At 72.9% G+C, this 24,125-nt stretch carries 29 protein-coding genes; 19 read left to right on the top strand and 10 right to left on the bottom strand.

The window, feature by feature from the left end:
- Nucleotides 1-11 precede the first annotated feature (11 nt).
- From H8838_RS14345 to H8838_RS14320, 6 genes are all read left to right on the top strand, one after another.
- Complete coding sequence (locus H8838_RS14345) at nucleotides 12-1,208, top strand: acyl-CoA dehydrogenase family protein (RefSeq protein WP_185995653.1); 1,197 nt, start codon at nucleotides 12-14, stop codon at nucleotides 1,206-1,208.
- A 65-nt stretch (nucleotides 1,209-1,273) separates the two neighbouring features.
- The gene (locus H8838_RS14340; RefSeq protein WP_224766150.1) at nucleotides 1,274-2,284 is read left to right on the top strand and encodes a Bug family tripartite tricarboxylate transporter substrate binding protein; all 1,011 of its coding nucleotides are present in this window, start codon (nucleotides 1,274-1,276) and stop codon (nucleotides 2,282-2,284) included.
- Nucleotides 2,284-2,787: a tripartite tricarboxylate transporter TctB family protein gene (locus H8838_RS14335; protein WP_181312230.1), complete on the top strand. Its 504-nt coding sequence runs from the start codon at nucleotides 2,284-2,286 to the stop codon at nucleotides 2,785-2,787. The genes H8838_RS14340 and H8838_RS14335 overlap by 1 nt, the downstream gene beginning before the upstream one ends.
- A complete protein-coding gene (locus tag H8838_RS14330) occupies nucleotides 2,787-4,358 on the top strand; it encodes a tripartite tricarboxylate transporter permease (protein WP_185995654.1) in 1,572 nt (523 codons plus the stop codon). The genes H8838_RS14335 and H8838_RS14330 overlap by 1 nt, the downstream gene beginning before the upstream one ends.
- 15 nt (nucleotides 4,359-4,373) lie before the next feature.
- On the top strand, nucleotides 4,374-4,760 hold the full coding sequence (locus H8838_RS14325; RefSeq protein ID WP_185995655.1) for a universal stress protein: 387 nt from the start codon (nucleotides 4,374-4,376) through the stop codon (nucleotides 4,758-4,760).
- A gap of 70 nt (nucleotides 4,761-4,830) precedes the next feature.
- Nucleotides 4,831-5,316, top strand: a complete 486-nt coding sequence (locus H8838_RS14320) for a GtrA family protein (protein WP_181312233.1) — start codon at nucleotides 4,831-4,833, stop codon at nucleotides 5,314-5,316.
- Here the strand turns inward: H8838_RS14320 and H8838_RS14315 are convergent.
- From H8838_RS14315 to H8838_RS14305, 3 genes are read right to left on the bottom strand one after another with little or no spacing between them, the layout of a single operon-like run.
- Nucleotides 5,305-5,925 (bottom strand): Maf family protein, encoded by a 621-nt coding sequence (locus H8838_RS14315; protein WP_185995656.1) that lies wholly within the window; start codon nucleotides 5,923-5,925, stop codon nucleotides 5,305-5,307. The two genes, H8838_RS14320 and H8838_RS14315, sit on opposite strands and share 12 nt — an antisense overlap.
- Nucleotides 5,926-5,927: 2 nt before the next feature.
- Complete coding sequence (locus H8838_RS14310; RefSeq protein WP_181312235.1) at nucleotides 5,928-6,161, bottom strand: acyl-CoA carboxylase subunit epsilon; 234 nt, start codon at nucleotides 6,159-6,161, stop codon at nucleotides 5,928-5,930.
- Nucleotides 6,158-7,765 (bottom strand): acyl-CoA carboxylase subunit beta, encoded by a 1,608-nt coding sequence (locus H8838_RS14305; RefSeq protein WP_181312236.1) that lies wholly within the window; start codon nucleotides 7,763-7,765, stop codon nucleotides 6,158-6,160. Before H8838_RS14305 ends, H8838_RS14310 begins: the two co-directional genes overlap by 4 nt.
- Before the next feature lie 69 nt (nucleotides 7,766-7,834).
- Between H8838_RS14305 and H8838_RS14300 the strand changes: the two genes are divergently transcribed.
- From H8838_RS14300 to H8838_RS14260, 9 genes are all read left to right on the top strand, one after another.
- Entirely contained in the window at nucleotides 7,835-8,623 is a 789-nt protein-coding gene (locus tag H8838_RS14300; protein WP_185995657.1) for a biotin--[acetyl-CoA-carboxylase] ligase, read from the top strand.
- A gap of 13 nt (nucleotides 8,624-8,636) precedes the next feature.
- A complete protein-coding gene (locus H8838_RS14295; protein ID WP_181312238.1) occupies nucleotides 8,637-9,155 on the top strand; it encodes a PH domain-containing protein in 519 nt (172 codons plus the stop codon).
- A gap of 1 nt (nucleotide 9,156) precedes the next feature.
- Complete coding sequence (locus H8838_RS14290; RefSeq protein WP_181312239.1) at nucleotides 9,157-10,140, top strand: adenylate/guanylate cyclase domain-containing protein; 984 nt, start codon at nucleotides 9,157-9,159, stop codon at nucleotides 10,138-10,140.
- Nucleotides 10,141-10,235: 95 nt separating this feature from the next.
- Complete coding sequence (locus H8838_RS14285) at nucleotides 10,236-10,574, top strand: winged helix-turn-helix domain-containing protein (RefSeq protein ID WP_185995658.1); 339 nt, start codon at nucleotides 10,236-10,238, stop codon at nucleotides 10,572-10,574.
- 10 nt (nucleotides 10,575-10,584) lie between these two features.
- On the top strand, nucleotides 10,585-11,745 hold the full coding sequence (locus H8838_RS14280; protein WP_224766149.1) for a 5-(carboxyamino)imidazole ribonucleotide synthase: 1,161 nt from the start codon (nucleotides 10,585-10,587) through the stop codon (nucleotides 11,743-11,745).
- Nucleotides 11,746-11,752: 7 nt separating this feature from the next.
- Nucleotides 11,753-12,322, top strand: coding sequence for a 5-(carboxyamino)imidazole ribonucleotide mutase (purE, locus tag H8838_RS14275; protein ID WP_185995877.1), 570 nt, complete (start codon nucleotides 11,753-11,755; stop codon nucleotides 12,320-12,322).
- A 4-nt stretch (nucleotides 12,323-12,326) separates the two neighbouring features.
- Nucleotides 12,327-13,802, top strand: a complete 1,476-nt coding sequence (locus H8838_RS14270; protein ID WP_185995659.1) for a heparan-alpha-glucosaminide N-acetyltransferase domain-containing protein — start codon at nucleotides 12,327-12,329, stop codon at nucleotides 13,800-13,802.
- 29 nt (nucleotides 13,803-13,831) lie between these two features.
- Nucleotides 13,832-14,278: an SRPBCC family protein gene (locus tag H8838_RS14265; protein WP_185995660.1), complete on the top strand. Its 447-nt coding sequence runs from the start codon at nucleotides 13,832-13,834 to the stop codon at nucleotides 14,276-14,278.
- Nucleotides 14,279-14,287: 9 nt separating this feature from the next.
- Complete coding sequence (locus H8838_RS14260) at nucleotides 14,288-15,931, top strand: phytoene desaturase family protein (RefSeq protein ID WP_185995661.1); 1,644 nt, start codon at nucleotides 14,288-14,290, stop codon at nucleotides 15,929-15,931.
- Between the two features lie 12 nt (nucleotides 15,932-15,943).
- On the opposite strand, the gene H8838_RS14255 is transcribed toward H8838_RS14260, so the two are convergent.
- From H8838_RS14255 to H8838_RS14245, 3 genes are read right to left on the bottom strand one after another with little or no spacing between them, the layout of a single operon-like run.
- On the bottom strand, nucleotides 15,944-16,747 hold the full coding sequence (locus H8838_RS14255; RefSeq protein ID WP_185995662.1) for an alpha/beta hydrolase: 804 nt from the start codon (nucleotides 16,745-16,747) through the stop codon (nucleotides 15,944-15,946).
- Nucleotides 16,748-16,757: 10 nt separating this feature from the next.
- On the bottom strand, nucleotides 16,758-17,171 hold the full coding sequence (locus H8838_RS14250; RefSeq protein WP_185995663.1) for a CoA-binding protein: 414 nt from the start codon (nucleotides 17,169-17,171) through the stop codon (nucleotides 16,758-16,760).
- A gap of 16 nt (nucleotides 17,172-17,187) precedes the next feature.
- Complete coding sequence (locus H8838_RS14245) at nucleotides 17,188-17,649, bottom strand: SRPBCC family protein (protein ID WP_185995664.1); 462 nt, start codon at nucleotides 17,647-17,649, stop codon at nucleotides 17,188-17,190.
- A gap of 146 nt (nucleotides 17,650-17,795) precedes the next feature.
- Between H8838_RS14245 and H8838_RS14240 the strand changes: the two genes are divergently transcribed.
- Nucleotides 17,796-18,281 carry a pyridoxamine 5'-phosphate oxidase family protein gene (locus H8838_RS14240; RefSeq protein WP_185995665.1) on the top strand — a complete coding sequence of 162 codons (486 nt, stop codon included), beginning with the start codon at nucleotides 17,796-17,798 and terminating at the stop codon, nucleotides 18,279-18,281.
- A gap of 6 nt (nucleotides 18,282-18,287) precedes the next feature.
- Here H8838_RS14240 and H8838_RS14235 read toward each other — a convergent pair whose 3' ends face one another.
- Nucleotides 18,288-19,865, bottom strand: coding sequence for an FAD-dependent monooxygenase (locus H8838_RS14235; RefSeq protein WP_185995666.1), 1,578 nt, complete (start codon nucleotides 19,863-19,865; stop codon nucleotides 18,288-18,290).
- A 268-nt stretch (nucleotides 19,866-20,133) separates the two neighbouring features.
- On the opposite strand from H8838_RS14235, the gene H8838_RS14230 reads away from it, so the two are divergent.
- The gene (locus H8838_RS14230) at nucleotides 20,134-21,048 is read left to right on the top strand and encodes a zinc metalloprotease (protein WP_224766148.1); all 915 of its coding nucleotides are present in this window, start codon (nucleotides 20,134-20,136) and stop codon (nucleotides 21,046-21,048) included.
- Nucleotides 21,049-21,103: 55 nt separating this feature from the next.
- Nucleotides 21,104-21,421 (top strand): hypothetical protein, encoded by a 318-nt coding sequence (locus H8838_RS14225; protein ID WP_185995667.1) that lies wholly within the window; start codon nucleotides 21,104-21,106, stop codon nucleotides 21,419-21,421.
- Here H8838_RS14225 and H8838_RS20220 read toward each other — a convergent pair.
- The 3 genes from H8838_RS20220 to H8838_RS14215 form a co-directional block, all read right to left on the bottom strand.
- Entirely contained in the window at nucleotides 21,418-21,543 is a 126-nt protein-coding gene (locus H8838_RS20220; protein WP_263458195.1) for a hypothetical protein, read from the bottom strand. The two genes, H8838_RS14225 and H8838_RS20220, sit on opposite strands and share 4 nt — an antisense overlap.
- 218 nt (nucleotides 21,544-21,761) lie before the next feature.
- Nucleotides 21,762-21,914 (bottom strand): hypothetical protein, encoded by a 153-nt coding sequence (locus tag H8838_RS14220; protein ID WP_185995668.1) that lies wholly within the window; start codon nucleotides 21,912-21,914, stop codon nucleotides 21,762-21,764.
- Nucleotides 21,915-21,949: 35 nt separating this feature from the next.
- Nucleotides 21,950-22,705: an alpha/beta fold hydrolase gene (locus tag H8838_RS14215; protein WP_185995669.1), complete on the bottom strand. Its 756-nt coding sequence runs from the start codon at nucleotides 22,703-22,705 to the stop codon at nucleotides 21,950-21,952.
- Between the two features lie 123 nt (nucleotides 22,706-22,828).
- Here H8838_RS14215 and H8838_RS14210 point away from each other — a divergent pair, with 123 nt between their 5' ends.
- Nucleotides 22,829-24,124 carry a FlgD immunoglobulin-like domain containing protein gene (locus H8838_RS14210; RefSeq protein ID WP_185995670.1) on the top strand — a complete coding sequence of 432 codons (1,296 nt, stop codon included), beginning with the start codon at nucleotides 22,829-22,831 and terminating at the stop codon, nucleotides 24,122-24,124.
- Nucleotide 24,125 lies beyond the last annotated feature (1 nt).

Raw genomic sequence — 24,125 nt, 5'->3', positions numbered from 1 at the left:
AGCATCGGTCCATGAGCTTCGAACTGTCCCGCGAGCACGAAGAGTTCCGTCGCAGCGTCCGAGACTTCGCCGAGGCGGAGATCGCCCCGCACGCCGCGCAGTGGGACCGCGAGCACCACTTCCCGACCGATGTGGTGCAGAAGATGGGTGCCCTGGGCCTGATGGGCCTCACCGCGCCCGAGGAGTTCGGCGGGGCCGGCATGTCCGGCGAGGACGGCGGGTTCACCAGCCTGTGCCTGGCGATCGAGGAGATCGGCCGGGTCGACCAGTCGATGGGGATCACCCTGGAGGCGGCGGTCGGGCTGGGGATCAACCCCATCCTCACCTTCGGCACCGAGGAGCAGAAGAAGCAGTGGCTCCCCGACCTGGTCGCGGGCCAGAAGCTCGCCGGCTTCGGGCTGACCGAGCCGGGCGCGGGCTCCGACGCGGGCGCCACCCGCACCCGCGCCGAGCTGGTCGAGGGCCAGTGGGTGGTCAACGGGGCCAAGCAGTTCATCACCAACTCCGGCTCGGCGATCACCAGCCTGGTCACCGTCACCGCCCGGACCGGCGACCGCGGCGACGGCCGCCCGGAGATCTCCACGATCATGGTGCCGGCGGGCACGCCCGGCTTCACCGCCGAGAAGGCCTACGACAAGCTCGGCTGGCACGCCTCGGACACCCACCCCCTCGCCTTCGAGGACGCCCGGGTCCCGGAGGAGAATCTGCTGGGCGAGCGCGGTCGCGGCTACGCCCAGTTCCTGGCCACCCTCGACGACGGGCGGGTGGCGATCGCCGCCCTGGCCGTGGGCTGCCTCCAGGCCTGCCTCGACCTCACCCTGGCCTACGCCGGCGAGCGGCAGACCTTCGGCGGCCCGATCGGACGCAAGCAGGGCGTGGCCTTCCAGATCGCCGACCTCCAGGTGATGCTCGACGCCTCCCGGATGCTGACCTACCGCGCCGCGGCGATGAAGGACGCGATGGACGCCGGCGGCCCGGTGAGCACCGCGCAGTTCAAGCAGGCTGCTGCCGTGGCGAAGCTCTACGCCACCGAGTCGGCGGTGAGCGCCACCCGGATCGCCACCCAGGTCTTCGGCGGCTACGGCTTCATGGAGGAGTACCCGGTGGCCCGGTTCTACCGCGACGCCAAGGTGCTCGAGATCGGCGAGGGCACCTCGGAGGTGCAGCGGATGCTGATCGCCCGGGGGCTCGGCCTGCCCGTGGAGTGAGTTGAGTGACCGGGCGCCCCGGGCCGTGCTCGACAGCGCGGCTCACGAGGGGCACAGTGTGACCTGTGTCACGGAGTCCGGGTCTCCAGGCGGCGCGACGCGGTGACCGCGTCGCCGCCGCCGCACTGCTGCTCGTGTGCTGGCCGCTCGCGGCCTGCGGGGTGACCCGCGGGGAGGAGAGCCGCGACCTGCTGATGATCATCCCGAACAGCCCGGGCGGCGGTTACGACCAGACCGGTCGGGCTGCGGTGTCGGCGATGGAGGACAACGACGTCACTGGCGGCAGCTTCACCGTGCAGAACGTGATCGGCGCCGGCGGGGCCAGCGCGATGACCTCCCTGGTGGGCAACGCCGGCGACGAGCACACGCTGATGACGGTCGGGCTGGGCGTCGTCGGGTCGACGTACTCCGCAGGAAGCGCCTACGGGGTCCAGGACGGGACGGCGCTGGCCCAGCTGATGAGCGAGCCCGAGGCGGTGCTGGTGCCCGCGGACTCGCCCTTCCGGACGATGGACGACCTGGTCGAGGCCTGGACCGAGGACCCCGGTGCCCTGGCGATCGGCGGCGGGTCCTCCCCGGGGGGACCGGACCACCTCTTCCCGATGCAGCTGGCCGACGAGGTGGGGATCGACCCCAACCAGGTCAACTACGTGCCGTACGACGGGGGTGGTCCGCTGACCAGTGCGCTGCTGGGCAGCAAGATCGACGTGGGGTTCTCCGGGCCGGCGGAGTTCGAGGGGCAGGTGGCCGACGGCGAGCTGCGGCTCCTGGCGGTCTCGGGGGAGGCCCGCTCCCCGCAGGAGACGTTCGCCGACGTGCCGACCCTGGTCGAGTCCGGCATCGACCTGGTCTTCCTCAACTGGCGCGGGGTGCTCGCCCCGCCGGAGATCTCCGCAAGCCGCCGCGAGGAGCTGATCGGCTACCTCGAGACCATGCACGCGACTCCGCAGTGGCAGGAGCAGCTGGTCGTCAACGGGTGGACCGACGACTTCAAGACCGGCGAGGAGTTCGCCGACTTCATCGAGGAACAGGACGCCAGGGTCTCCGGGACCCTGGAGGAGCTGGGGCTGCTCTGATGGCGAGCACGGCACCCGAGGCCCGGCAGGTCGACCGGGCGCAGTACCTGCTGGCCGCCGTGCTCGCGCTCGTGGGTCTCTACACCGTCGTCGACGCGCGCGGCCTGACCGTGGGGTTCGGCGACCCGGTGGGCCCGCGCGTCTTCCCCTACGTGGTCGGTGGGGCGATGATCCTGCTCGCCGTCCTGCTGGCGGTGGCGACCGCCCGCGGTGACGTGGCTCAGGGCGAGGAGGGGGAGGACGTCGACCTGACCAGCCCGCCCGACTGGCTCACGCTCGCCAAGCTGGTGGCCATCCTGGTGCTCAACGTGCTGCTGGTCGACGTGCTCGGGTGGGCGATCACCGGGGCGCTGCTGTTCGCCGGCTGCGCGTGGGCGCTGGGCTCGCGCACCCTGCTGCGCGACGTGCTGGTGGGGGCCGTGCTGTCGGTGGGCAGCTGGTACTTCTTCTACGTCGGGCTCGACGTGCCGCTGAGTCCCGGCATCCTCGACGGGATCCTGTGATGGACACCCTGCAGCTGCTCCTGGACGGCCTGGTCAACGCCGCGACCCCGCAGAACCTGCTCTTCGCCGCGATCGGCGTGCTGCTCGGCACCTTCGTCGGGGTGCTCCCGGGGATCGGCCCGGCGATGGCCGTGGCCCTGCTGCTGCCGCTGACCTACGGGCTGGAGGCCACCCAGTCGTTCATCCTCTTCGCGGGTATCTACTACGGCGGGATGTACGGCGGGTCCACCACGTCGATCCTGCTCAACACCCCCGGTGAGTCGGCCTCGGTGATGACGGCGATCGAGGGCAACAAGATGGCCAAGAAGGGCCGCGCCGCCCAGGCGCTGGCCACCGCGGCGATCGGCTCGTTCGTCGCCGGCACCATCGGCACGCTGCTGGTCGCCTTCTTCACCCCGCCCCTGGCGCGGATCGCCGTGCAGCTCGGCGCGCCGTCCTACTTCGCGATCATGCTGCTCTCGCTGGTGCTGGTCACCGCGGTGCTGGGCGGGTCGAGGCTGCGCGGCTTCATCGGGCTGGCGATCGGTCTCACCATCGGGCTGGTGGGCCTCGACCTCTCCACCGGTCAGGCGCGGCTCACCGGGGGTCTGCTCCAGCTGGCCGACGGCGTGGACATCGTGGTGGTCGCGGTGGGCATCTTCGCGATCGGCGAGGCGCTGTGGATCGCCGCCCACCTGCGCCGGCGCCCGGTGGAGGTGATCCCCGTCGGCCAGCCCTACATGTCGCGGCAGGACTGGTCCAGGTCCTGGGGGCCGTGGCTGCGCGGCACCGCGCTGGGGTTCCCCTTCGGCGCGCTCCCGGCCGGTGGGGCCGAGACCCCGACGTTCCTCTCCTACGTGCTGGAGCGTCGGCTCGCGCGCAGGTCGGGCAGCTCGGAGGAGTTCGGCCACGGCGCGATCGAGGGGGTCGCCGGGCCGGAGGCGGCCAACAACGCGAGCGCGGCCGGCATGTTCGTGCCGCTCCTTGCGATGGGGCTGCCGGTGACGGCGACGGCGGCGATCCTGCTCGCGGCCATGCGCGTCTACGGCATCGTCCCGGGACCTACCCTGATGGAGGACCAGGCCGAGCTGGTCTGGACCCTGCTGGCCAGCCTGCTGATCGGCAACACGCTGCTGCTGCTGATCAACCTGCCGCTCGCGCCGCTGTGGGCACGGCTGCTGCGGATCCCTCGTCCCCAGCTCTACGCCGGCATCCTCTTCTTCGCCTCCCTCGGGGCCTACGCGGTCAACCAGGACGCCTTCGACGTCGCCCTGCTGCTGGTCTTCGGGGCGATCGGCTTCGCCGTGCGCCGGTTCGCCATCCCGATCCTGCCGCTGATCCTCGGGGTGATCATCGGGCCGTTGATGGAGGAGAGGATGCGGCAGGCCCTGGACCTCTCGGACGGCAACGTCAGCGGCCTCGTCGACGAGCCCCTGGCCGTGGGCATCTACGTCCTGATCGTGCTCGCCCTGGTGGTGCCGCCGGTCCTGGGGAGGCTCCGCCGACCCCGGGCAGAGGGCGGTGCGCAGCCGGTGGAGGAGCGTCCGGGGCCCAGCCCGCACGACGACGAGCACACGCCCACCTCCGGGTGAGCAGAGGAGGCACAGATGAGCGTGGTGGTGGGCTACATCCCCAACCAGTACGGGGAGGCGGCGCTGCAGGCCGGGGTGGCCGAGGCGGAACGACGGTCGACGTCGCTGGTGGTGGTCAACTCCACCCGGGGCGACTCCCTGGTCGACGAGCGCTACCTCGGACGCAACGGCCGGGCCGCGCTGGCGGAACGTCTCTCCTGCGCTCCGGTCGCGGTCGAGATCCGGCAGAGCATGGGGGCCGACGTCGCGGGGGAGATCCTCATGGTGGTGCGCGAGGTGGGCGCCGAGGCGCTGGTGATCGGCCTGCGTCACCGCTCCCAGGTGGGCAAGATGCTGATGGGCAGCGTCGCCACCCGCCTGCTGATGGAGGCGCCCTGCCCGGTGGTCGTGGTCAAGCCCTGAAGGTGACGCGCGGAGCGTCACAGCGCTGGCGTTTCGGACACCGCGGCGATCGCCCCTTACCCTTTTCCTCATGCCACGCGCAAGGAGGAGGGTCGCCGCAGACGCGTCCCGCTTCCTGGTCGTCGGAGCGGTGGCCACCACCGTGGCGCTGCTGATCTTCAACGGCCTGGTCCACGGGTTCAACCCGGGCAGCGACGCGCCGCTCAACGACCGCCCGCAGCTGGCCTTCTTCCTGGCCAACGTGGTCGGGATGCTGGTCAGCTTCCGCGGCACCCGGGACTGGGCCTTCCGCAACCGCAGCAGCCGGCACACCGACGGCGGTCGCACCGCGTTCGTGGTGATCAACCTGGTCACCATGGCGATCCCCATGGGGTTCCTGTGGATCAGCCGCAACCTGCTGGGGCTCGACGACCCGGTCTCGGACAACCTGGCCGCCAACGTGCTCGGGCTCTTCGCCGGGACGTCGGTGCGGTTCCTGCTGCTGCGTCAGTACGTCTTCCCGCGCAGCTTCGCCGTCACCCGCGAGCAGGTCCCGGAGCAGGTCTCAGAGGTCTGACCAGAGGTCGGTCCAGGACCCGCCCACCTCGGCGACGAGCTCGCGCAGCACCGGCAGGCTCACGCCGATCACGTTGTGGTGGTCGCCCTCGACCCCGGTCACGAAGCCCCCGCCGAAGCCGTCGAGGGTGAAGGCGCCGGCCACGTGCAGCGGCTCGCCGGTGGCGACGTACGCCGCGATCTCCTCGTCGCTCACCTGGGCGAAGTGCACCACCGTGCTCGCGGTCCTCGACAGCGTGCGACCCGAGCCCGCGTCGGCCAGGCAGTGGCCGGTGTGCAGCACGGCGCTCCGCCCGCGCATCTGCTGCCAGCGCCGGGTCGCCTCCTGCGGGGTGCCCGGCTTGCCCAGCGCCTCCCCGTCGAGCTCGAGCACCGAGTCGCAGCCGAGCACGAGCGCACCCTGCGGCACCTCGGGCCGACCCACCACGGCCCGGCACTTCAGCTCGGCCAGCCGCAGCGCGAGGTCGGCCGGGCCGAGCCCGGTCAGCTGGTCCTCGTCGACCCCCGAGACGACGACGACCGGCTCGATCCCGGCCCGGCGCAGCGTCGCCAGCCGGGCCGGGGACTGCGAGGCCAGGACCAGCCGGCGTCGCGGCGTCGGAACGGTCACGCTCAGCGCGGCAGGCCGCTGGCGCGCCAGCCGCCGGGGCCGTGCGGCGGCGTGGTGCGCACCAGGCGCCCGGGCGCCGACCACGACGGCCGGGTCCGGGGTGCGGGTGCCTCGCCGCCGCCGAGCGCGGAGAAGACCGCGACCAGCGCGGCCACCTCCTCCGGGGTCGCGTCGGGGTTGACCACGCGCAGCACCGGCGTGGCCGGGGGGCTCGGGGGCGTCGGCTGCTCGCTCACAGCGGGATGTTCCCGTGCTTCTTGGCCGGCAGCGTCTCCCGCTTCGAGCGGAGCAGGCGCAGCGCCCGGACGATCTCGGAGCGGGTCTCGTGCGGCGGGATGACCGCGTCGATGTAGCCACGCTCGGCCGCGACGTACGGGTTGGCCAGGGTGGTCTCGTACTCGTCGATCAGCTCGGCCCGCTTGGCCTCGACGTCGCCGCCCTCGTCCTCGATCGCCTTCAGCGTCTTGCGGTGCACGATGTTGGCCGCACCCTGGGCGCCCATCACCGCGATCTGCGCGGTCGGCCAGGCGATGTTCATGTCGGCGCCGAGGTGCTTGGAGCCCATCACGTCGTACGCGCCGCCGTAGGCCTTGCGGGTGATCGTGGTGACCAGCGGGACCGTCGCCTCGGCGTAGGCGTAGATCAGCTTGGCGCCGCGGCGGATGATGCCGTCCCACTCCTGGTCGGTGCCCGGCAGGAAGCCCGGGACGTCGACGAAGGTGAGGACCGGCACGTTGAAGGCGTCGCAGAACCGGACGAAGCGCGCCGCCTTCTCGGAGGCGTCGATGTCCAGGGTGCCGGCGAACTGCATCGGCTGGTTGGCGACCACGCCGACCGGCCGGCCCTCGACCCGGCCGAAGCCGACGATGATGTTGGGCGCGAAGAGCTCCTGGACCTCGAGGAACTCCTCGTCGTCGACGACCGCCCGGATCACGTCGTGCATGTCGTAGGGCTGGTTGGGCGAGTCCGGGATCAGGGTGTCCAGCGACCGGTCCAGGTCGTTGACCTCGAGGTCGGCCGGCTGGTCGTAGACGTGGCCCTCGTCCAGGTTGTTCTGGGGGAGGTAGGAGAGCAGCGCCTTGACGTACTCCAGGGCGTCCTCCTCGTCGGAGGCCATGTAGTGGGCGTTGCCGGACTTGGTGTTGTGGGTCCGGGCGCCGCCCAGCTCCTCCATCGACACGTCCTCGCCGGTGACGGTCTTGATCACGTCGGGGCCGGTGATGAACATGGCGGAGGTGCCGTCGACCATGATCGTGAAGTCCGTGACGGCGGGGGAGTACACGTGGCCGCCCGCGCAGTTGCCCATGATCAGGGAGATCTGCGGGATGACGCCCGAGGCGTGCACGTTGCGGGTGAAGATCTCGCCGTACAGGCCCAGCGAGACCACGCCCTCCTGGATCCGCGCGCCGGCACCCTCGTTGATGCCGATGATCGGGCTGCCGGTCTTGATCGCCAGGTCCATGATCTTGACGATCTTCTCGCCGTAGACCTCGCCCAGCGAGCCGCCGAAGACGGTGAAGTCCTGGGAGAAGACGCAGACCTGGCGGCCGTCGATGGTGCCGTAGCCGGTGATGACGCCGTCGCCGTAGGGGCGGGTCTTCTCCAGGCCGAAGGCGGTGGAGCGGTGCCGCGCCAGCTCGTCGATCTCCACGAAGGAGCCCTCGTCGAAGAGCATCTCGATCCGCTCGCGGGCGGTCTTGCGGCCCTTGGCGTGCTGCTTCTCGATGGCCTTCGCGGAGCCGGAGTGAACCGCCTCGTCGATGCGTCGTTCGAGGTCGGCCAGCTTGCCCGCCGTCGTGTGGATGTCGATCTCAGGCGTGTTGGATGCTTCGGCGCTCACCGGTCAGGTCTCCTCGGCTTGTGCTGGTCGGGGTGTGCTGTCGCGCGATCGTGGGTCAATGTAGTCCTCATGCCCGACGCCCCCGCACCTCGCCCAGCCCTCGATCCGATCCGTCTCGCCGACGTCCCCGCCCCGTTGCGGGTCGAGGTGGTCGAGGCGACCGGTTCCACCAACGCGCTGGTGGCCGAGCGAGCCCGCGCCGGCGAGCCCGCCGGACTGGTGGTGGTCACCGAGCACCAGACCGCGGGCCGCGGCCGGCTCGACCGCGTCTGGGAGACCCCCGCCCGGGTGGCGCTGACCTTCTCGGTGCTGCTGCGTCCCGACGCGCCGCCGCAGGCCTGGCCGTGGCTGCCCCTGCTCACCGGGTACGCCGTGCAGTCCGCGCTGGCCGACCGGGTGCCGGAGGTCTCGCTCAAGTGGCCCAACGACGTGCTCGTGGAGGACCGCAAGATTGCCGGCATCCTGGTCGAGCGGATCGAGACGCCGGCCGGCCCGGCCGCGGTCGTCGGGGTCGGGATCAACGTCAACCAGGAGCCCGAGGAGCTGCCGATCGCCGCGGCCACCTCGCTGCGGGTCGAGCTGGGGGAGACCTTCGACCGGACCGACCTGCTGATCCAGGTGCTCGGGTCGCTGCACGCGCTGGAGCCGCTGCTCGCGCAGCCCTCCGCCCTGCGGCCGGCGTACGCCGACGTCTGCTCCACCCTGGGCCGCCAGGTCGACGTCCACCTGCCCGGTGGGGAGGTGGTGCGGGGCGAGGCGCTCGACCTGGACGCCTCGGGAGCGCTGGTGCTCAGCACCGGCCAGGGGACACTCACGGTGAGTGCGGGTGACATCGTCCACGTGCGGCCGACAGGGTGACATGATTCACCCCATGTCCTTTCCCGCACGGCTCCTCAACGAGGGTGAGCACGTCGTCGTCTCCACCCGCACCCACCCCAAGGCCCTGATCGGGCCCGTGCTGGTGCTGGTGGTCGTGGTCGCCGCCGCGGTCTGGGGAGGCCGCTGGCTCGACGGGGAGCTGAGTGGCGACGTCGCCACGGTGCTGGGACTCGTCGCCGGGGTCGCCGCGGTGCTGCTGGTCGGCTGGTTCACCCTGCTGCCGCTGCTGCGCTGGCTGACCACCACCTACACCTTCACCAACCGCCGGTTCATCTCCCGCAGCGGCATCGTGGCCAAGGAGGGGCGGACCATCCCGCTCAACCGGATCAGCGGCGTCGACTTCGAGATCGGGGTGATCGACCGGATCTTCGGCTGCGGCACCTTGATCGTTAGCGACGCCAGCGCCGGCGGGCAGGTGCGGGTGCACGACATCCCGCAGGTCGAGAAGTCGCAGCTCCTGGTCGCCGAGGAGCTGCACCGCCTCTCCAGCCGAGTCGACGACGGTGCCTGAGATGACCAACGACCATCGTCCCCCGCGGGGGCAGCTCGAGGAGTCCATCCTGGGCCAGGCGCCGGAGCTCACGGCCGTCGAGGTCGCCGCCCAGTCGGGCGTGAGCATCGAACAGGTACGCCGCCTGTGGCGGGCGCTCGGCTTCCCCGAGGTGGCCGGCGACGCGATCTTCAACGAGTCGGACGTCGAGGCGGTCTCCCGGCTCTTCTCCACCGTCGACAGCGGCACCCTGGGCTTCGACATGGCAGTCGCGCTGACGCGGGCCCTGGGGCAGACGATGTCCAAGCTGGCCGACTGGGAGGTCGCCACCCTGGCCGGCCGGGTGGAGGAGCTGGAGGCCGGCGAGGACGCCACGGGCAGCCGGATCGGCTCCGCGCTGCGGTTGGTCGACGAGCTCAACCCCACGTTCGAGGAGCTGATCATCTACGCCTGGCGGCGTCATCTGGCCGCCGCGGTGACCCGGATGGAGGCACTGGGCGCGGGCGAGGAGGACCTGCACACCACGTACGTGACCGTCGGCTTCGCCGACATCGTGCACTTCACCGCACTGTCCAACAAGCTGACCCAGTCCCGGATCGGCGACCTGGTGGAGATCTTCGAGGCCCGCTGCCACGACGTCGTCTCCCGGCTGGGTGGGCGGGTGATCAAGTCGATCGGCGACTCGGTGCTCTTCACCTCCGACAGCGCCGAGCGCGCCTTCGAGATCGCCGAGGGGATCATCCAGGTGATCGGTCGCGACCCGCGGATGCCCGACGTGCGGCTCGGGCTGGCGTCGGGGTCGGTGGTGACCCGGATGGGCGACGTGTTCGGGCCCCCGGTCAACCTGGCCTCCCGGATGACCGCGGTGGCCCGGCGCAACCGGATCATCGTCGACGCCGCCACCGCCGAGCTGCTGCCCGAGTCGCAGTTCGAGACGCGCCGGCTGCCGGCGCGCCCGGTCCGCGGCTTCGGCGTGGTCGAGCCGCTCGCCGTGCGTCGCCGCTGAGGCACGCTGCTCCGGAGGGCTGCTGGTCCAGACCACAGGGGCCGACCTGAGCCGTTCCGGGGGCGCGAGCGCCGGGGATTTTTTACGGTCGGGGGGTGATCGAGGCGCAGGACGTACTGGTCGATCCGGTCGAGCGACGAGTCTGGCGTGCGGGGCGCGAGGTCACCCTCTCCCGGATGGAGTTCGCGCTGCTGCATGCGCTGATCTCACGGGCCGGCGAGCTGGTGACCCGGCAGGAGCTGATGCACCAGGTCTGGGGCACCGCGTTCTACACCTCGTCCAAGACCATCGACGTGCACCTGGGCTGGGTCCGGCGCAAGCTGGGGGAGGACACCCGCCGGCCGACCCTGATCACCACGGTCCGTGGCCGGGGCCTGCGGTTCGAGACGACCGCCGCGGACGTGCACGCGGAGGGTGCCAGCGCCTCGGGCTAGGGTTCTGCCCGTGCCGACCCCGCTCGCCCCGACCCTCGCCGTCATCGGCGGTGGCCAGCTGGCCCGGATGATGGCCCAGCCGGCGATCGCCCTGGGCCTGCCGCTGCGGCTGCTTGCCGAGGCCGAGGGTGTCTCCGCCGCCCAGGTGATCGTCGACCAGCAGGTCGGGGACTACCGCGACCTCGAGGCGCTGCGGGCGGTGACCGCCGGTTGCGAGGTCGTCACCTTCGACCACGAGCACGTGCCCACCGAGCACCTGCACGCGCTGGAGGCCGACGGGATCGCCGTCCGGCCCGGCCCGGACGCGCTGGTGCACGCCCAGGACAAGGCGGTGATGCGGGCGCGGCTCGACGAGCTGGGCATCCCCAGCCCCCGCCACGCGCTGGTCTCCTCGCCCGCCGAGGTGGAGGCGTTCGGCTTCCCGTGCGTGCTCAAGACCACCCGCGGCGGCTACGACGGCAAGGGCGTCTGGGTGGTGCGCGACGCCGAGGGCGTCGCCGCGGCGTTCGAGACCGCGCAGGCCAGCGGTGTCCGGGTGCTGGCCGAGGAGCTGGTCGACTTCCGCCGCGAGCTCTCGGCGCTGGTGGCGCGTTCGCCGAGCGGCCAGGCGGCGGCGTACCCGGTGGTGGCCTCCACCCAGGTCGACGGGATCTGCAAGGAGGTCGTGGCTCCGGCCCCCGACCTGGACCCTGAGCTGGCCGGTGAGGCCCAGCGGATCGCGCTCACGGTCGCGGGCGCGCTCGGCGTCACCGGCATCCTCGCGGTCGAGCTCTTCGAGACCACCGACGGGCGGATCCTGGTCAACGAGCTGGCGATGCGCCCGCACAACACCGGTCACTGGACCCAGGACGGCGCCGTCACGTCGCAGTTCGAGAACCACCTGCGTGCGGTGATGGACCTGCCGCTGGGCTCTCCGGCGCCCCGTGCGCGGTGGACGGTGATGGTCAACATCCTCGGCGGCGACCGCGACGCCGGGCGGCTGTACGACGGGCTGCGGCACGCGATGGCCCGGGACCCGCACCTGCGGGTCCACCTCTACGGCAAGGACTGGCGGCCGGGCCGCAAGGTGGGCCACGTGAACGCCTTCGGAGACGACCTCGAGGACTGCCTCGAGCGTGCGCGGCACGCAGCCGCGTGGTTCGCTGGAGAGCTGGGAGACGAGAGTGAGTGAGGTCGCGATGAGCGAGCAGCAGAGCGCGGGCGCTGAGGACACCGGGAGCACCGGGACGGCGACCGGCAAGGTCGGCATCGTCATGGGGTCGGCGTCGGACTGGCCGGTGATGGAGGCCGCCGCGCTCGCCCTCGACGAGTTCGACGTGGCCCGCGAGGTGGAGGTCGTCTCCGCGCACCGGATGCCGGAGGAGATGGTCGCCTACGGGCGCACCGCGGTCGACCGCGGTCTCTCGGTGATCATCGCCGGGGCCGGCGGTGCCGCCCACCTGCCCGGCATGCTCGCCTCCCTGACCCCGCTGCCGGTGGTGGGCGTGCCGGTGCCGCTGCGGCACCTGGACGGGATGGACTCGCTGCTCTCGATCGTGCAGATGCCGGCCGGGGTGCCGGTGGCGACGGTGGCGGTCGGCAACGCCCGCAACGCCGGACTCCTCGCCGTCCGGATCCTGGCCGCCTCCGACCCGGCGCTGCGGGAGCGGATGGTCGCCTTCCAGGCGAGCCTGCGCGAGGAGGCGATGGAGCGCGGCAAGGCCGTGCACGACGCCGCCCGGAGCGGCAAGCCGCGCGTCGGGTTCTGAGCCGGTGGAGGCCGGTCCCGCGTCGTCGGCCGGCCCGGCCCCCTCGCGCCTGGTCGCGATCGACGTCGCCCGTTGCCTGGCCCTGCTGGGCATGGTGGCCACCCACGTGCTCGACCCGCGCACCCTGGACGGCGAGCTGACCCTCGCCCAGTCGCTGGCCGGCGGCCGCGCCTCGGCGCTCTTCGCGGTGCTCGCCGGGCTGAGCATCGCCCTGACCACCGGACGGCGGGTGCCGCTGCGGGGTCGCTCCCGCGCGGCCGCCTCGACGGGGCTGGTGGTCCGGGCCGGGCTGGTCGCCGGCGTGGGGCTGGTGCTCGGCGAGCTGGACGCCGGGATCGCGATCATCCTCGTCTACTACGGGGTGCTCTTCGTCTGCGCGCTGCCGTTCCTCGGCCTGGGCGCGCGGGCGCTGCTGGGCTGGGCGGCCGGCTGGCTGGTGGTCGCCCCGGTGCTCGCCCACCTGCTCCGCGCCGAGCTGCCCGCCCGCGGCTGGGAGAGCCCGTCCTTCGCCTCCCTCGCCGACCCCGGGCCCCTGCTCTCCGAGCTGCTGGTCACCGGCTACTACCCGGTGCTGCCGTGGGTCGCCTACCTGCTGGCCGGGATGGCACTGGGCCGGATGGACCTGGGCAGCCGGCGGGTGGCCGCCGCGGTCGCGGTCACCGGGGGACTGCTCGCGGGGGCCGCGGTGGCGGTCTCCGACGCGCTGACTCGGCGGGCCGACGTGGTCGCGGCGCTGGTCGCCGACTGGCCGTCGTGGCTGGCGCCGCCCGTGCCGGGCGCGGACCTGCTCGACCAGCCGGCGGGCGGCATGTTCGGCACCACCCCCACCGGGGCCTGGGAGTGGCTGTTGGTGCGGGCGCCGCACAGCGCGACGCCGTTCGACCTGGCACACACCGTGGGCAGCGCGTGGCTGGTGATCGGGGTTGCGCTGCTGGTGGTGGGGCTGCTGCCCGCGGTCGCCCGGTACGCCGTGGCCGTCGTCTTCGGTGCCGGGACGGCGACGCTGACCTTCTACGCGCTGCACGTCGCGATGAACTCCGCCCTGCTGCCGCCCGCGGAGACCCCGGAGAGCTTCCGCTGGCACGTGCTGGTCCTCGCCGCGGGTGGCGCAGGCCTGGTGGCGCTGGGTCGCCGAGGTCCGCTGGAGACGGGGGTGGGCGCGCTCGCCCGTGGAACCGCCTCCGTCGTGGCCGCATGGCCCGGGGGGCGGGTGGGGTACGGAGCCGCCATGGACGCCAACGACGACAAGACCCCGACCGACGACAGCCAGGACCGGTCCCCGGAGCAGTCCGAGGGCCAGGTCTCCGAGGTGGCCTCGATGGAGGGTGGCGGCGCGGGGGAGGAGATCGTTCCCGGTGACGCGACCGCCGGCTCGCCGGACCACTCGGCGGGGGACGACCGGCCCGACGAGGGCACCGCCGGTCCCGACGCGCCACCCCGGCACGGGATCCCCGAGGACTCCAACGAGTCCTCCCGCTGACCGACGCCACGAGGAAGCAGGAGCGGGCGATGAGCGAGAACTCCAGGACGGTCCACGCCTCGGCCCAGGACGTGTGGACGGTGCTCACCGACGGATGGCTCTACCCCCTGTGGGTGGTCGGCGCCTCCCGGATGCGCGAGGTCGACGACGACTTCCCGGCGGTCGGCTCCCGCCTGCACCACTCGGTGGGCAGCTGGCCGCTGCTGATCGACGACAACACCGAGGTGCTCGAGGTGGAGGAGGGCAAGCGGCTGGTGCTCCAGGCCCGCGCCTGGCCCACCGGGGAGGCCAGGGTCGAGATCGAGCTGCGCCCGATCGTCTCCGACACCGGGGAGGCCACCGAGGTGGTGATGCGCGAGGACGCGCGCCGCGGCCCTGCGCTGCTGATCCCGCCGCCGGTGCGGCACCCGATGCTGGCCTGGCGCAACACCGAGTCGCTGCGCCGACTGGCCTACCTGGCCGAGCGCCGCCAGTAGCCTCGACGCATGACCTCCACCCAGCCGGCGACGTCCCGGCCGACCACCCAGGAGCCCTCCGAGCGCGCCTGGGACGCCGTGGTCGTCGGCGCAGGCCCCAACGGCCTCGTGGCCGCCAACCGGTTGGTCGACGCGGGGTGGCGGGTGCTGCTCCTGGAGGCCCAGGAGACCGTCGGCGGCGCCGTGCGCAGCGACCGCGACGTGCACGAGGACTACGTGCACGACACGTTCAGCTCGTTCTACCCGCTGGCCGGGGTCTCCCCGACGATCCGCTCCTTCGGCCTGGAGGAGCACGGACTGGTGTGGCGGCACGCCCCCGCCGTCCTGGGCCACTTCGTCGATGACCGGTGGGCGCTGCTGCACCGCGACCGTGACGTCACCGCCGCCAGCCTGGAGGCCTTCGCCCCCGGCGACGGCCAGGCGTGGCTGCGGCTGTGCGAGGAGTGGGACCTCGTGGGCGACCAGGTCGTCGGCGGGCTGCTCTCTCCGTTCCCCCCGGTCAAGGCCGGGGTGGGCCTGCTGGCCCGGTTGCCGCGAGCCGGCGGGCTGGAGCTCGTCCGGACGCTGCTCACCCCCGCGCTCGACCTGTCCCGGGAGCGGTTCGCCGGCTCAGGTGCGCAGGTGCTGCTCGCCGGCAACGGCGGGCACTCCGACATCCCGCTGGACGCGCCGGGTTCGGGGCTGATGGCCCTGATGATGTCGATGATGGGCCAGACCGTCGGCTTCCCGGTGCCCGAGGGCGGAGCCGGCGAGCTGGCCGGGGCGCTGTTGTCCCGGTTCACCGCGAAGGGCGGCCGGCTGCGTACCTCGGCGGAGGTCCGGCGGATCCTGGTCTCCGACGGCAGGACCACCGGCGTGGAGACCGCGGACGGCACCCGGTACGACGCGCCCGCGGTGCTGGCCGACGTCGCCGCCCCCCACCTGTACGGCGGTCTGGTCGCGCCCGAGCACCTGCCGGAGCGGCTGCACCGACGGATGCGGGCGTTCCAGATGGACCCGGGGACGGTGAAGGTCGACTGGGCGCTGTCCAGGCCCGTGCCCTGGCGGGTCGAGCCCGAGCACGCCCCCGGCACCGTGCACGTGGCGGACTCGGTGGAGGAGATGACCCGCGCGCTGACCCAGGTGCACTCCGGGGCGGTACCGGCCCGGCCGTTCATGCTGACCGGCCAGATGACCACCACCGACCCGTCCCGCTCGCCGGCCGGCACGGAGTCGTTCTGGGCCTACACGCACGTGCCGCAGCAGGTGACCTCCGACGCGGGGGAGTCCGGCTCCGCGGCGATCACCGGGCGCTGGGACCACGACGAGAACGAGCGGTTCGCCGACCGGATGCAGGCCGAGATGGAGCGGATCGCCCCCGGGTTCGGGGACCGCGTGGTCGCCCGCCGGGTGCTCGGGCCGCACGAGTTCGAGGCCCGCGACGCCAACCTGATCGGTGGGGCTCTCGGCGGCGGCACAGCGCAGCTGCACCAGCAGCTGGTCTTTCGTCCCGTGCCGGGACTGGGGCGTGCGGAGACGCCGGTGCGCGGGCTCTACCTGGCCTCGGCGTCTGCCCACCCGGGCGGCGGGGTGCACGGGGCCTGCGGCAACAACGCCGCGCGGGCCGCGCTGGCCCACGCGCGACTGGACCGCGTGCTGCCCTTCCGCCGCTGAGTCACGGCCGGGTCAGGAACAGGACGCGACCGCGTCGATGACGAGCTCCGCCGCCTCCGGGTGGTTGGCGACCAGCTGCCGACTGTGGTCGGCGCTGTCCACACCCAGCTCGCGCAGCGCGCTGCCCTGCTCGAGGGCACGGGCCGCCAGCAGCTCTGCGGAGGCGGAGACCCCTGCTCCCTGCGTCTCCCAGGTGACCCAGGTCGCCGCCGGCAGCGGGTCGGCGGCGCTGCCGTCGAGCCGGCCCCGCTCGTCGGCGGAGGTGAGCACCGGGGAGATCGCCACCAGGGCGCAGGGGGCCTCGTCGCGCCCGAGCAGGGGGAGGGCGGAGAGGGTCACCGAGTTGCCCATCGAGGAGCCGACGAGCGCCACCTCCTGGGCGCCGCTGCCGCGCAGGTGGCGCACCGCGGCCACGGTGTCGGCGGGCTCCTCGGTCAGGGACTCCTCGGCGGGGCTCGCTCCGCGGCCGCGTCGGTCGAAGACCAGGACCCGGACCCCGGTCGCCGCAGCCACCTCCTCGGCCCAGGGCAGCCAGTCGCACAGTGTCTGGGACGCGCCGTACCGCAGCACCACACCCGTCCCCGCGTCGGCCGGTCCGATCTCGGCGGCGCCGAGGCGGGTCTCGTCGTCGGCGGTGAGCACGACGCGACGCGCGCTGCTCGGCGCGTCCCCGCACTGGTCGCTGAGCGGCGAGTCCGGTGCGTAGCTGCGGCTGAGCTTCCACCACTGCTGTGCCCTGGGGGCCACCGCCCAGCCGGCGAGCGCGACCACCACGCCGGCGACCAGGACGCTCGCGAGCACCCGTCGCCGGTTCACCGCCGGTCGCTCATCGCCGGTTGCGCCACTCGATCGCCGGGCAGGTGTCCATCACCATCGGCAGACCCGCCTTGACGGTCCGCTTGAACGCCTCCTCGTCGACCACGCCGAGCTGGAACCAGACAGCCCGGGCGCCGATCGCCACCGCCTCGTCGGCGAACTGGCCGGCCGACTCCGAGCGGCGGAACACGTCGACCACGTCGACCGGGAACGGGATGTCGGCCAGCGAGGCGTAGCCCTGCTCGCCGAGCACGGTAGGCGCGTCCGGGTGGACCGGGACGATCCGCTTGCCGCGCTGCTGGAGCAGCGCCGCGATCGAGTACGCCGTGCGCGCGGGGTTGTCGGAGAGACCCACGACCGCCCAGGTCTCGCAGTCGTCGAGCATGAAGTCGATGGCGGTGCGGTCGAGCCAGGGTGCGGTCATGAGCAGAACCTAGCCCTCACCCGGTGGCCAGCCGGCGCTCGAGGGCGCGGGCGAACCCGGCCCCCATCACCTCCAGCACCCCGTGCATGGCGGCCTGCACCACCGGACGGGAGAGCCGGGGGAGCGGCAGGTCGACCGTGATCGCCAGGTCGATGGCGACATGGGTGCCACCGGGCACGTCGGCCAGGTCGTAGCGGCCCTCGACCCCGGCCCGCTCCTCGTCCTGGGGGTCGTGGTGGAAGGTGATCGTCTGCTCGGGGGTGAAGGTCATCGCCTCGGTGAACTCCAGGTCGACGTGGCTGCCGAGCAGCGGGATCCGGCGCAGCGTCCAGCGCCACCGCGGGCCGTCGGCGTCGATCCGGGAGACCATCGGCGTCATCGCGGCGACCAGGTCGGGGTCGACGAGCACGTCCCACACGCGCTTGCGCTCGTGGTCGAGGACGGCCTCGGACTGCTTGCGGGCGGTGAACTCGGTCAACTCATCCCCTGGGGGTGCTGCGGGTACGGACGGCGGACGGTGGCTCTGCGGGGTCGCCGTACCCAATCCGCCACGTCGAGCACGCCGAACCACCTTCCGGCACCACCGACCACCGACCACCGAGCACCCGACCCGAGGAGCCCTCCATGAGCCAGCACGAGACACCCGACCGCGAGCGCGTCCTGCAGATCGCCCGCGACGCCAGGTTCGCGATGGTGACCAGCATCAGCGCCGCCGGCGAGCTGCACTCCCGGCCGATGACCCCGCAGCTGGTCGACGACGACGCGGTGATCTGGTTCCTGGTGGCCGACGACGCGGAGCAGGCGACCGACATCAAGGTCCGCCCCGAGGTCAACGTGGCGTTCTCCGAGAGCAGCTCCTGGCTCTCGATCGCCGGGCACGCCGAGGTGGTCTACGACCGGGAGCGGATCCAGGAGTTCTGGTCCGCCGCGTCGGAGGCCTGGTTCCCCGAGGGGCCGGACGACCCGCAGCTGCGGGTGCTGAAGGTCCGCGGCGTCTCCGCGGAGTACTGGGCGGCGCCGGGCGGCCGGGTCGCCACCCTGATCTCGTTCGTCAAGGCGAAGGCCACCGGTGACACGTTGGACGCGGAGAACGAGGAGGTCGACCTCTGAGTCGCCTCAGCGGCTGACCTGCGCCGAGGCCCCGCACCAGGCCGACAGCGTCTCGTGCAGCCCCGCATCGGTGCCGTCGCCGACCCAGGCGACGTGCCCGTCCGGCCGGACCAGGACCGCCGCGGGTGCGGGGACCGGGCCGACCACCGGGAGCTGCCAGGGTTCGGGACAGCCAGGACCGGCCGGGGCCAGCCGTGCCGGCACGTGCTCCACCCGGTCCTCCCAGCCGGTGACGTCGAGGGTCCCCGGTTCCCCGAGGTCGAGCAGCAGCCACCGGCCGGTGCGCAGCAGGGCGTGCACCCGGGTCGCGCCGGGTCCGTCCCCGTCGCTCTCCGGGCCGGTCTCCAGGTCCAGGTCGGGGACCCGACGCCCGAGCAGCGGGTGGATGTCGTCGCTCCGTTCGGGTCCTGCCTCGGGGCCTGCCTCTGGCCCGGCATCGAGCCGGACGTCGAGCCGGACGTCGAGCCCGGAGAGCAGGCCGGCGAGCCCGCGCCGCGCCTGCTCTCCGGCGGTCAGCTCGGCCAGCGTCTCGCCCAGGGCGAGGGTGCGGGCGTCTCCGCGCTGGAGCATCGCCTGGGTGAGCACGGAGGCCAGCACCCGCCGGGTCGCCGGGTGCCGCTCGGCCTGGTAGCTGTCGAGGAGGGTCTCCGGGGAGGCGCCCCGCACCACCTGAGCCAGCTTCCAGCCGAGGTTGACCGCATCCTCGACGCCCAGCCCGATGCCCTGGCCGCCGGTGGGCGGGTGCACGTGCGCGGCGTCCCCGGCGATCAGCACCCGGCCGGCCCGGTAGGCGGTGGCCTGGCCGGTGGTGTCGGTGAACCGGGTGATCCAGCGCGGCCCGTGCACCCCGAAGTCGGTGCCGTAGACCGCTGTCAGCGCGACCGCGAGGTCCGACAGCGTCGGGTCGGTGGCGGGCCCGAGCCGCGGCTCGGTGACCAGCACGCTCACCCCGCCGGGCGCCGGGCTGAGCGCGTGGATCCCGAGCTCGTCGGTCCGCAGCCCCCACGGTGGCTCCCGGGTCGTCTCGACCTCGGCGAGCAGGTGGCTCCGGGTCGGCGGTGGCCCCTGCCGCACGATGCCGGCCGCCCGGCGTACGACGCTGCGCCCGCCGTCGGCCCCGACCAGGTAGGCCGTACGCCAGGACCCGCCGTCGGCGAGGTGGACGGTGACGCTCTCGTCGTCCTGGGCGAAGCCCGTCACCTCGACTCCGCGCCGCACGCGCACCCCGAGCTCCTCGACCCAGCCCAGCAGGATCCGCTCGATCGGCGCCTGGGTCAGCCCCAGCGTGTAGGGGTGCCGGGTGGGGAAGCCGGTCAGGTCCAGGGGCGTGCTGCCGAAGCTGAGCGCCTGCACCGGCGTCCCCTCGGCCAGGAACCGCTCGGCCAGTCCGCGCTGGTCGAGGATCTCCAGCGTGCGGGAGTGGAAGCCGCGGGCCCGGGTGCCGACCAGGTCGGTGGTCGGTCGCCGCTCCAGCACCGTGACCTCGATCCCGGCCAGGGCCAGCTCGCCGGCCATCATCAGCCCCGTCGGTCCCGCCCCGACGATGGTCACCTCGTGCTCGTCCGTCTCCGTCTGCTCGCGCATCTCCCCGCCCCCATGTCATGCACCGTGTCGTGCACCCGTGTCGCACCTGGGCCGCGAGTCTGGCGCGGGTCAGGGGGCTTGCCGCAAGCCCCCGTCGCCGCTATACGTTGGAAGTGGCATGAGGACGGGGGCCGGATCGCTCAGCCGACGCGCAGGAGCCGGTCAAGCGGCTCCTTGACAGGTACGCCGGGACGCGAGGAACCTCGAGAAGGAGGCCGGCATCCGGCGGGTGCGGCGGTCGGCGAAGCCCACTCCGGAGGGAGGCCAGATGGCTCCCAGACGTCGTCAGTGCGCCGCGATGGAGGAGTACGAGCGGCTGCTCGAGGAGCAGCCGTCGTTCCGGACCAACCAGCGCCGTGCCGAGGAGTTCACGGCCCGCGCGGTCAGCTCGGGCGTGGCGGAGCGCGTCGCCCGCCGGCTCGTCACCATCCCCACGGTTGTGCACGTGGTGCACAAGAAGCCGGGGGAGAACATCAGCGACGCCCAGGTGCAGAGCCAGCTCGCCGTGCTCAACCGGGACTACCGAGCGACCAATCCCGAGACGAAGAAGGTGCCGGCCCCGTGGAAGGGGCTGGTCGCCGACGCCAAGATCGAGTTCCGGCTCGCGACCGAGGACCCGCAGGGCAGACCCACGGACGGCATCGTCCGGGTGCAGACCGACCGTGGGTCGTTCGGTCCCGGCGACGAGGTGAAGCGGGACAGCAAGGGCGGGTCGACAGCCTGGCCCTCCGACGCCTACCTCAACATCTGGGTCTGCTCGCTCGGCGGCGGCCTGCTCGGCTACGCGCAGTTCCCCGGAGGCCCGAAGTCGACCGACGGGGTCGTCGTCCTCAACACCGCGTTCGGGACGAAGGGGACGGCCGCGGCCCCGTTCAACAAGGGACGCACCCTGACCCACGAGGTGGGGCACTGGCTCAACCTGCGCCACATCTGGGGCGACACCCTCGACTGCGGCGGCGGCGACCGGGTGCCGGACACCCCCAACTGCGAGGGGCCCAACTACGGCACGCCGAGGTTCCCGGTGATCTCGTGCCAGAACGGGCCGCACGGCGGGATGTTCATGAACTACATGGACTACGTCGACGACGCAGCGATGTTCATGTTCACCGCCGGCCAGGTGAACCGGATGAACGCCTGCCTGGCCGGGCCGCGCAAGTCCTTCGCGACGCCGAAGGCGCTCTGATGACCCGACACCGTGCCGCGGCCCGCGGACGCCGGCTCCGTGGAAGGCTGGCCGGGTGGAACGCGACCAGGTGAGCGGCCGGTGGGTGCACGTCCACGAGGAGGACACCGACGACCAGATGGTGTTCCGCCCCGCGGGCACCCCGCTGCCGCCCGCGCGCGGGCGGATGGCCTTCGAGCTGCGCCCCGACGGCACCTTCGCCGAGTCCGGGCTCGGAGCTGCCGATGCCCCTGAGGAGGCGACCGGCACCTGGGCGGTGGACGGCGACACGGTCCGGCTCAGCGCAGGCGCCGCCCAGGGCGTGCCGCGCGAGCTGCGGGTGGTGACAGCCGACGCTGAGCGGCTGGTGGTACGCCGGGGTGGCGCGGGCTAGGTCCCGCGGGAGTCCGGCGGGCTTGTCGCCGGCGGGCCGCTCCGGCGGCGGATCAACAGCCACAGCACCAGTGCGGCGGCGAGCAGGGCGATGATCGGCGCGTATCCCGGGAACAGATACATCGCGAGCATCGTGAGGGGAAAGGCCAGCACGACGACCAGGAGGCGTTCGGACGGGGTCCGTGGCCCAGGCAGGAGAGACGGCGACCACCCATACCTCCGGGGGTCCCCGCAGTGTGGGCAGACGGCAGCCCGCTCGGAGACCACTCCCTGGCACACGTCGCAGCGGACCAACCCCGCGCCTAGTCCCTGTGCGTGCTCGAAGTGCTGCTCGTGACCGCTCATCGAGGTGCCCGGTCGTCGTGCCTGCCCAGCCACGCACGGTTCATCCGCAACGCGTCGTTCACGCCGTACCGCACCGCCATCCTGATCACCCAGAAGAGGGAGAAGAGGACCAGCAGAGCCAGCAGGGGGAAGAACAGGGTGGCTTCCATGGCCGAAGAGTAGGGGACTTCGGCGCCGGCCGACCTCAGACTGCGGACTCCGCGATCACTCGCGCGCACAGTGCGGGATCGTCGATCATCGGGACGTGCCCGGTGCCCGGGAGCACGATGTGCTTCGCCCCGGGGACCAACTGCTGAGCGGTGGTGCCGTTGACCTGCTGCGGGAAGATCCGGTCGAGCTCGGGCCAGGCGAAGGTGACCGGGCACGGCAGCGGGTCCAGCGGTGCGACCGACTCGGTGGTGGCGAGCAGCTCGAGGCCGGCGGTGCAGTGCAGCAGGTCGGTCGCAGCCGTGGTGGCGGCCTGGGGCGTGAGCCGGTCGCCGTGCGCCGCGATGTCACGCATGCTGAGCCGCCGGACCGTCGCGGAGCGCATGGCCACCGGCATCACCGGGGCGCTCGCCCTGGTCAGGTTGCGCACGAACCGGAGCCGGGACCGCGACCGCGTCTGGTCCGGGGAGCCCGGCGTCCAGAAGCCCGCGGGGGAGAGCCCGCAGACCGACCGGGCCCGACCACGGCGGGCGAGCTCGACGGCCATCCAGCCACCCAGGCTGTTGCCGGCCACGTGCACGGTGTCGAGCCCCAGCTCGTCCAGGTACCGCTCGGTGTGGTCGGTCAGCACCGCGACGCTCGCCCGCCCCGTCAGCGCGGGTCCGCCCCGGTGACCGGCGGCGGTGGGCGCCAGCACGTCGTACCGGTCGGAGAGCAGCGGGACGACCGCGGACCACACGTTCGCGGACATCATCACCCCGTGCAGGAGCAGCAACGGCGGGCGCTCGGTCATGGGGGCTCCTGTGGGTGCGCGAGGACGGCGGCCGGACGGCCAGGTCCCAGGGCATCATGCCGGTGGCGACCGCCCTGCGCATCCCGAAACAGAACACCGTCGTCCTGCACTAGTCTCCGGCGGATGAGCACACATGGGGGAGTGCGACTGGCGGTCCCGACGGTCCTGGCGATGTTGGCGACCTTGCTGCTGGGCGGGGCTCCGGCCGCCGCGGCAGGCGACGGCAAGCCGCGCATCCTCGACGCATCGCCGTCCACGTTCTCGCCGAACGGCGACGGGGTGCGGGACCGGCTGACGGTCCGTTACTCACTTCCGCGGAGCGGACCGGTCGAATTCCGCGTGTCGTCGGTGTCGGACTTCCAGCCGTTCACCGTCTCCCTCGGGTGGAAGGCCGCGGGTCGGCACACCTGGACCTGGGACGGCCGCAACCCGCAAGGCCGCGTCGTCCCGCACGCGAACTACACGATCCGGCTGCGGACCGCACAAGGCTCGGCCGAGGGCTGGGCCACCGTGGACCTGAAGTTCCAGCCGAGCACCTCGGTGATCGAGCGCTACGGCCAGCACCGGCGCGCGGTGACGAAGGTCTACCCCCGCTCCCGGGCGGTCAGGGACAGCGTCGGGCTCCAGGTCAGCGTGGCCAGCGGGGAGGTGCAGCGCGGCCACTTCGTCGTGCGCAGCGCAGCCGGCCGGGTCGTCGTACGCCGGGTCGTGGCGTCGCTGCCCCGCGGGAGCCGGGAACCTTGGCAACGGCAGCTGACCTGGGACGCCCGTGACGGGCAGGGCCGCCCGCTGCCGCCCGGTCGCTACCTCGCCTACGTCTCGGGAGCCGATCGGGCGGGCAACACGGGGAACAGCAAGCCGCTGCCCCTGTGGGTCTCGAAGGACCGGCTGGAGTGGCGCAAGGAGACTCAGCAGCTGCTCCCGTCCACGACGCAGATCGAGCTCGACGCCTGGAGCGACGCCAAGGACCCGTGGGACTTCTACCTCTGCGGCTCCGTGACGCAGAGCAGCCGGCTGCTGGGTGGCCTGACCCACCGAGCCGGAGACTGCCCCGCCACCGAGACCTGGCGGACCAGCGACCTGGCCATGTCCGCCCACTTCCTCCCTGTCCCCGGGGCCGTCCGCGGCGTCGCCGCCCTCCGCGTCGCCTTCGCCGGCGAGCCGACGGACCGCCGCGCGGCCGACCGCGGAACCCTCACAGCGGGAGGCGACAGGCGGGGCGCGGTCTCGTCCGTCAAGGGTGCCCGGACCGCCTGGGTCGAGCGCCCGGACTACGGCCAGGGGCAGGAGGGCGGAGGCCGGGACTGGGACCGGGTCCCCGCCGGCGCCTACTGGACGTTCTCCACCGGCGGCGACGACGCCTTCGACGTCGGCGGGTTCACCGTGGACCTGCGGTACCTGGCGGTCGCGGACCAGTAGA

The sequence above is a fragment of the Nocardioides campestrisoli genome, assembly GCF_013624435.2.
GTDB lineage: Bacteria > Actinomycetota > Actinomycetes > Propionibacteriales > Nocardioidaceae > Nocardioides > Nocardioides campestrisoli.
The sequence above is the reverse complement of the archived record's forward strand: the minus strand, read 5'-3'. Positions and strand labels throughout refer to the sequence as shown.

Excerpts from the sequence above, each read along its gene's own strand:
- H8838_RS14345 (WP_185995653.1), top strand. The coding sequence starts at position 12 with ATGAGCTTCGAACTGTCCCGCGAGCACGAAGAGTTCCGTCGCAGCGTC.
- H8838_RS14335 (WP_181312230.1), top strand. The coding sequence starts at position 2,284 with ATGGCGAGCACGGCACCCGAGGCCCGGCAGGTCGACCGGGCGCAGTAC.
- H8838_RS14330 (WP_185995654.1), top strand. The coding sequence starts at position 2,787 with ATGGACACCCTGCAGCTGCTCCTGGACGGCCTGGTCAACGCCGCGACC.
- H8838_RS14325 (WP_185995655.1), top strand. The coding sequence starts at position 4,374 with ATGAGCGTGGTGGTGGGCTACATCCCCAACCAGTACGGGGAGGCGGCG.
- H8838_RS14320 (WP_181312233.1), top strand. The coding sequence starts at position 4,831 with ATGCCACGCGCAAGGAGGAGGGTCGCCGCAGACGCGTCCCGCTTCCTG.
- H8838_RS14300 (WP_185995657.1), top strand. The coding sequence starts at position 7,835 with ATGCCCGACGCCCCCGCACCTCGCCCAGCCCTCGATCCGATCCGTCTC.
- H8838_RS14295 (WP_181312238.1), top strand. The coding sequence starts at position 8,637 with ATGTCCTTTCCCGCACGGCTCCTCAACGAGGGTGAGCACGTCGTCGTC.
- H8838_RS14290 (WP_181312239.1), top strand. The coding sequence starts at position 9,157 with ATGACCAACGACCATCGTCCCCCGCGGGGGCAGCTCGAGGAGTCCATC.
- purE (WP_185995877.1), top strand. The coding sequence starts at position 11,753 with ATGAGCGAGCAGCAGAGCGCGGGCGCTGAGGACACCGGGAGCACCGGG.
- H8838_RS14265 (WP_185995660.1), top strand. The coding sequence starts at position 13,832 with ATGAGCGAGAACTCCAGGACGGTCCACGCCTCGGCCCAGGACGTGTGG.
- H8838_RS14260 (WP_185995661.1), top strand. The coding sequence starts at position 14,288 with ATGACCTCCACCCAGCCGGCGACGTCCCGGCCGACCACCCAGGAGCCC.
- H8838_RS14250 (WP_185995663.1), bottom strand. The coding sequence starts at position 17,171 with ATGACCGCACCCTGGCTCGACCGCACCGCCATCGACTTCATGCTCGAC.
- H8838_RS14240 (WP_185995665.1), top strand. The coding sequence starts at position 17,796 with ATGAGCCAGCACGAGACACCCGACCGCGAGCGCGTCCTGCAGATCGCC.
- H8838_RS14235 (WP_185995666.1), bottom strand. The coding sequence starts at position 19,865 with ATGCGCGAGCAGACGGAGACGGACGAGCACGAGGTGACCATCGTCGGG.
- H8838_RS14230 (WP_224766148.1), top strand. The coding sequence starts at position 20,134 with ATGGCTCCCAGACGTCGTCAGTGCGCCGCGATGGAGGAGTACGAGCGG.
- H8838_RS20220 (WP_263458195.1), bottom strand. The coding sequence starts at position 21,543 with ATGTATCTGTTCCCGGGATACGCGCCGATCATCGCCCTGCTCGCCGCC.
- H8838_RS14220 (WP_185995668.1), bottom strand. The coding sequence starts at position 21,914 with ATGGAAGCCACCCTGTTCTTCCCCCTGCTGGCTCTGCTGGTCCTCTTC.
- H8838_RS14215 (WP_185995669.1), bottom strand. The coding sequence starts at position 22,705 with ATGACCGAGCGCCCGCCGTTGCTGCTCCTGCACGGGGTGATGATGTCC.
- H8838_RS14210 (WP_185995670.1), top strand. The coding sequence starts at position 22,829 with ATGAGCACACATGGGGGAGTGCGACTGGCGGTCCCGACGGTCCTGGCG.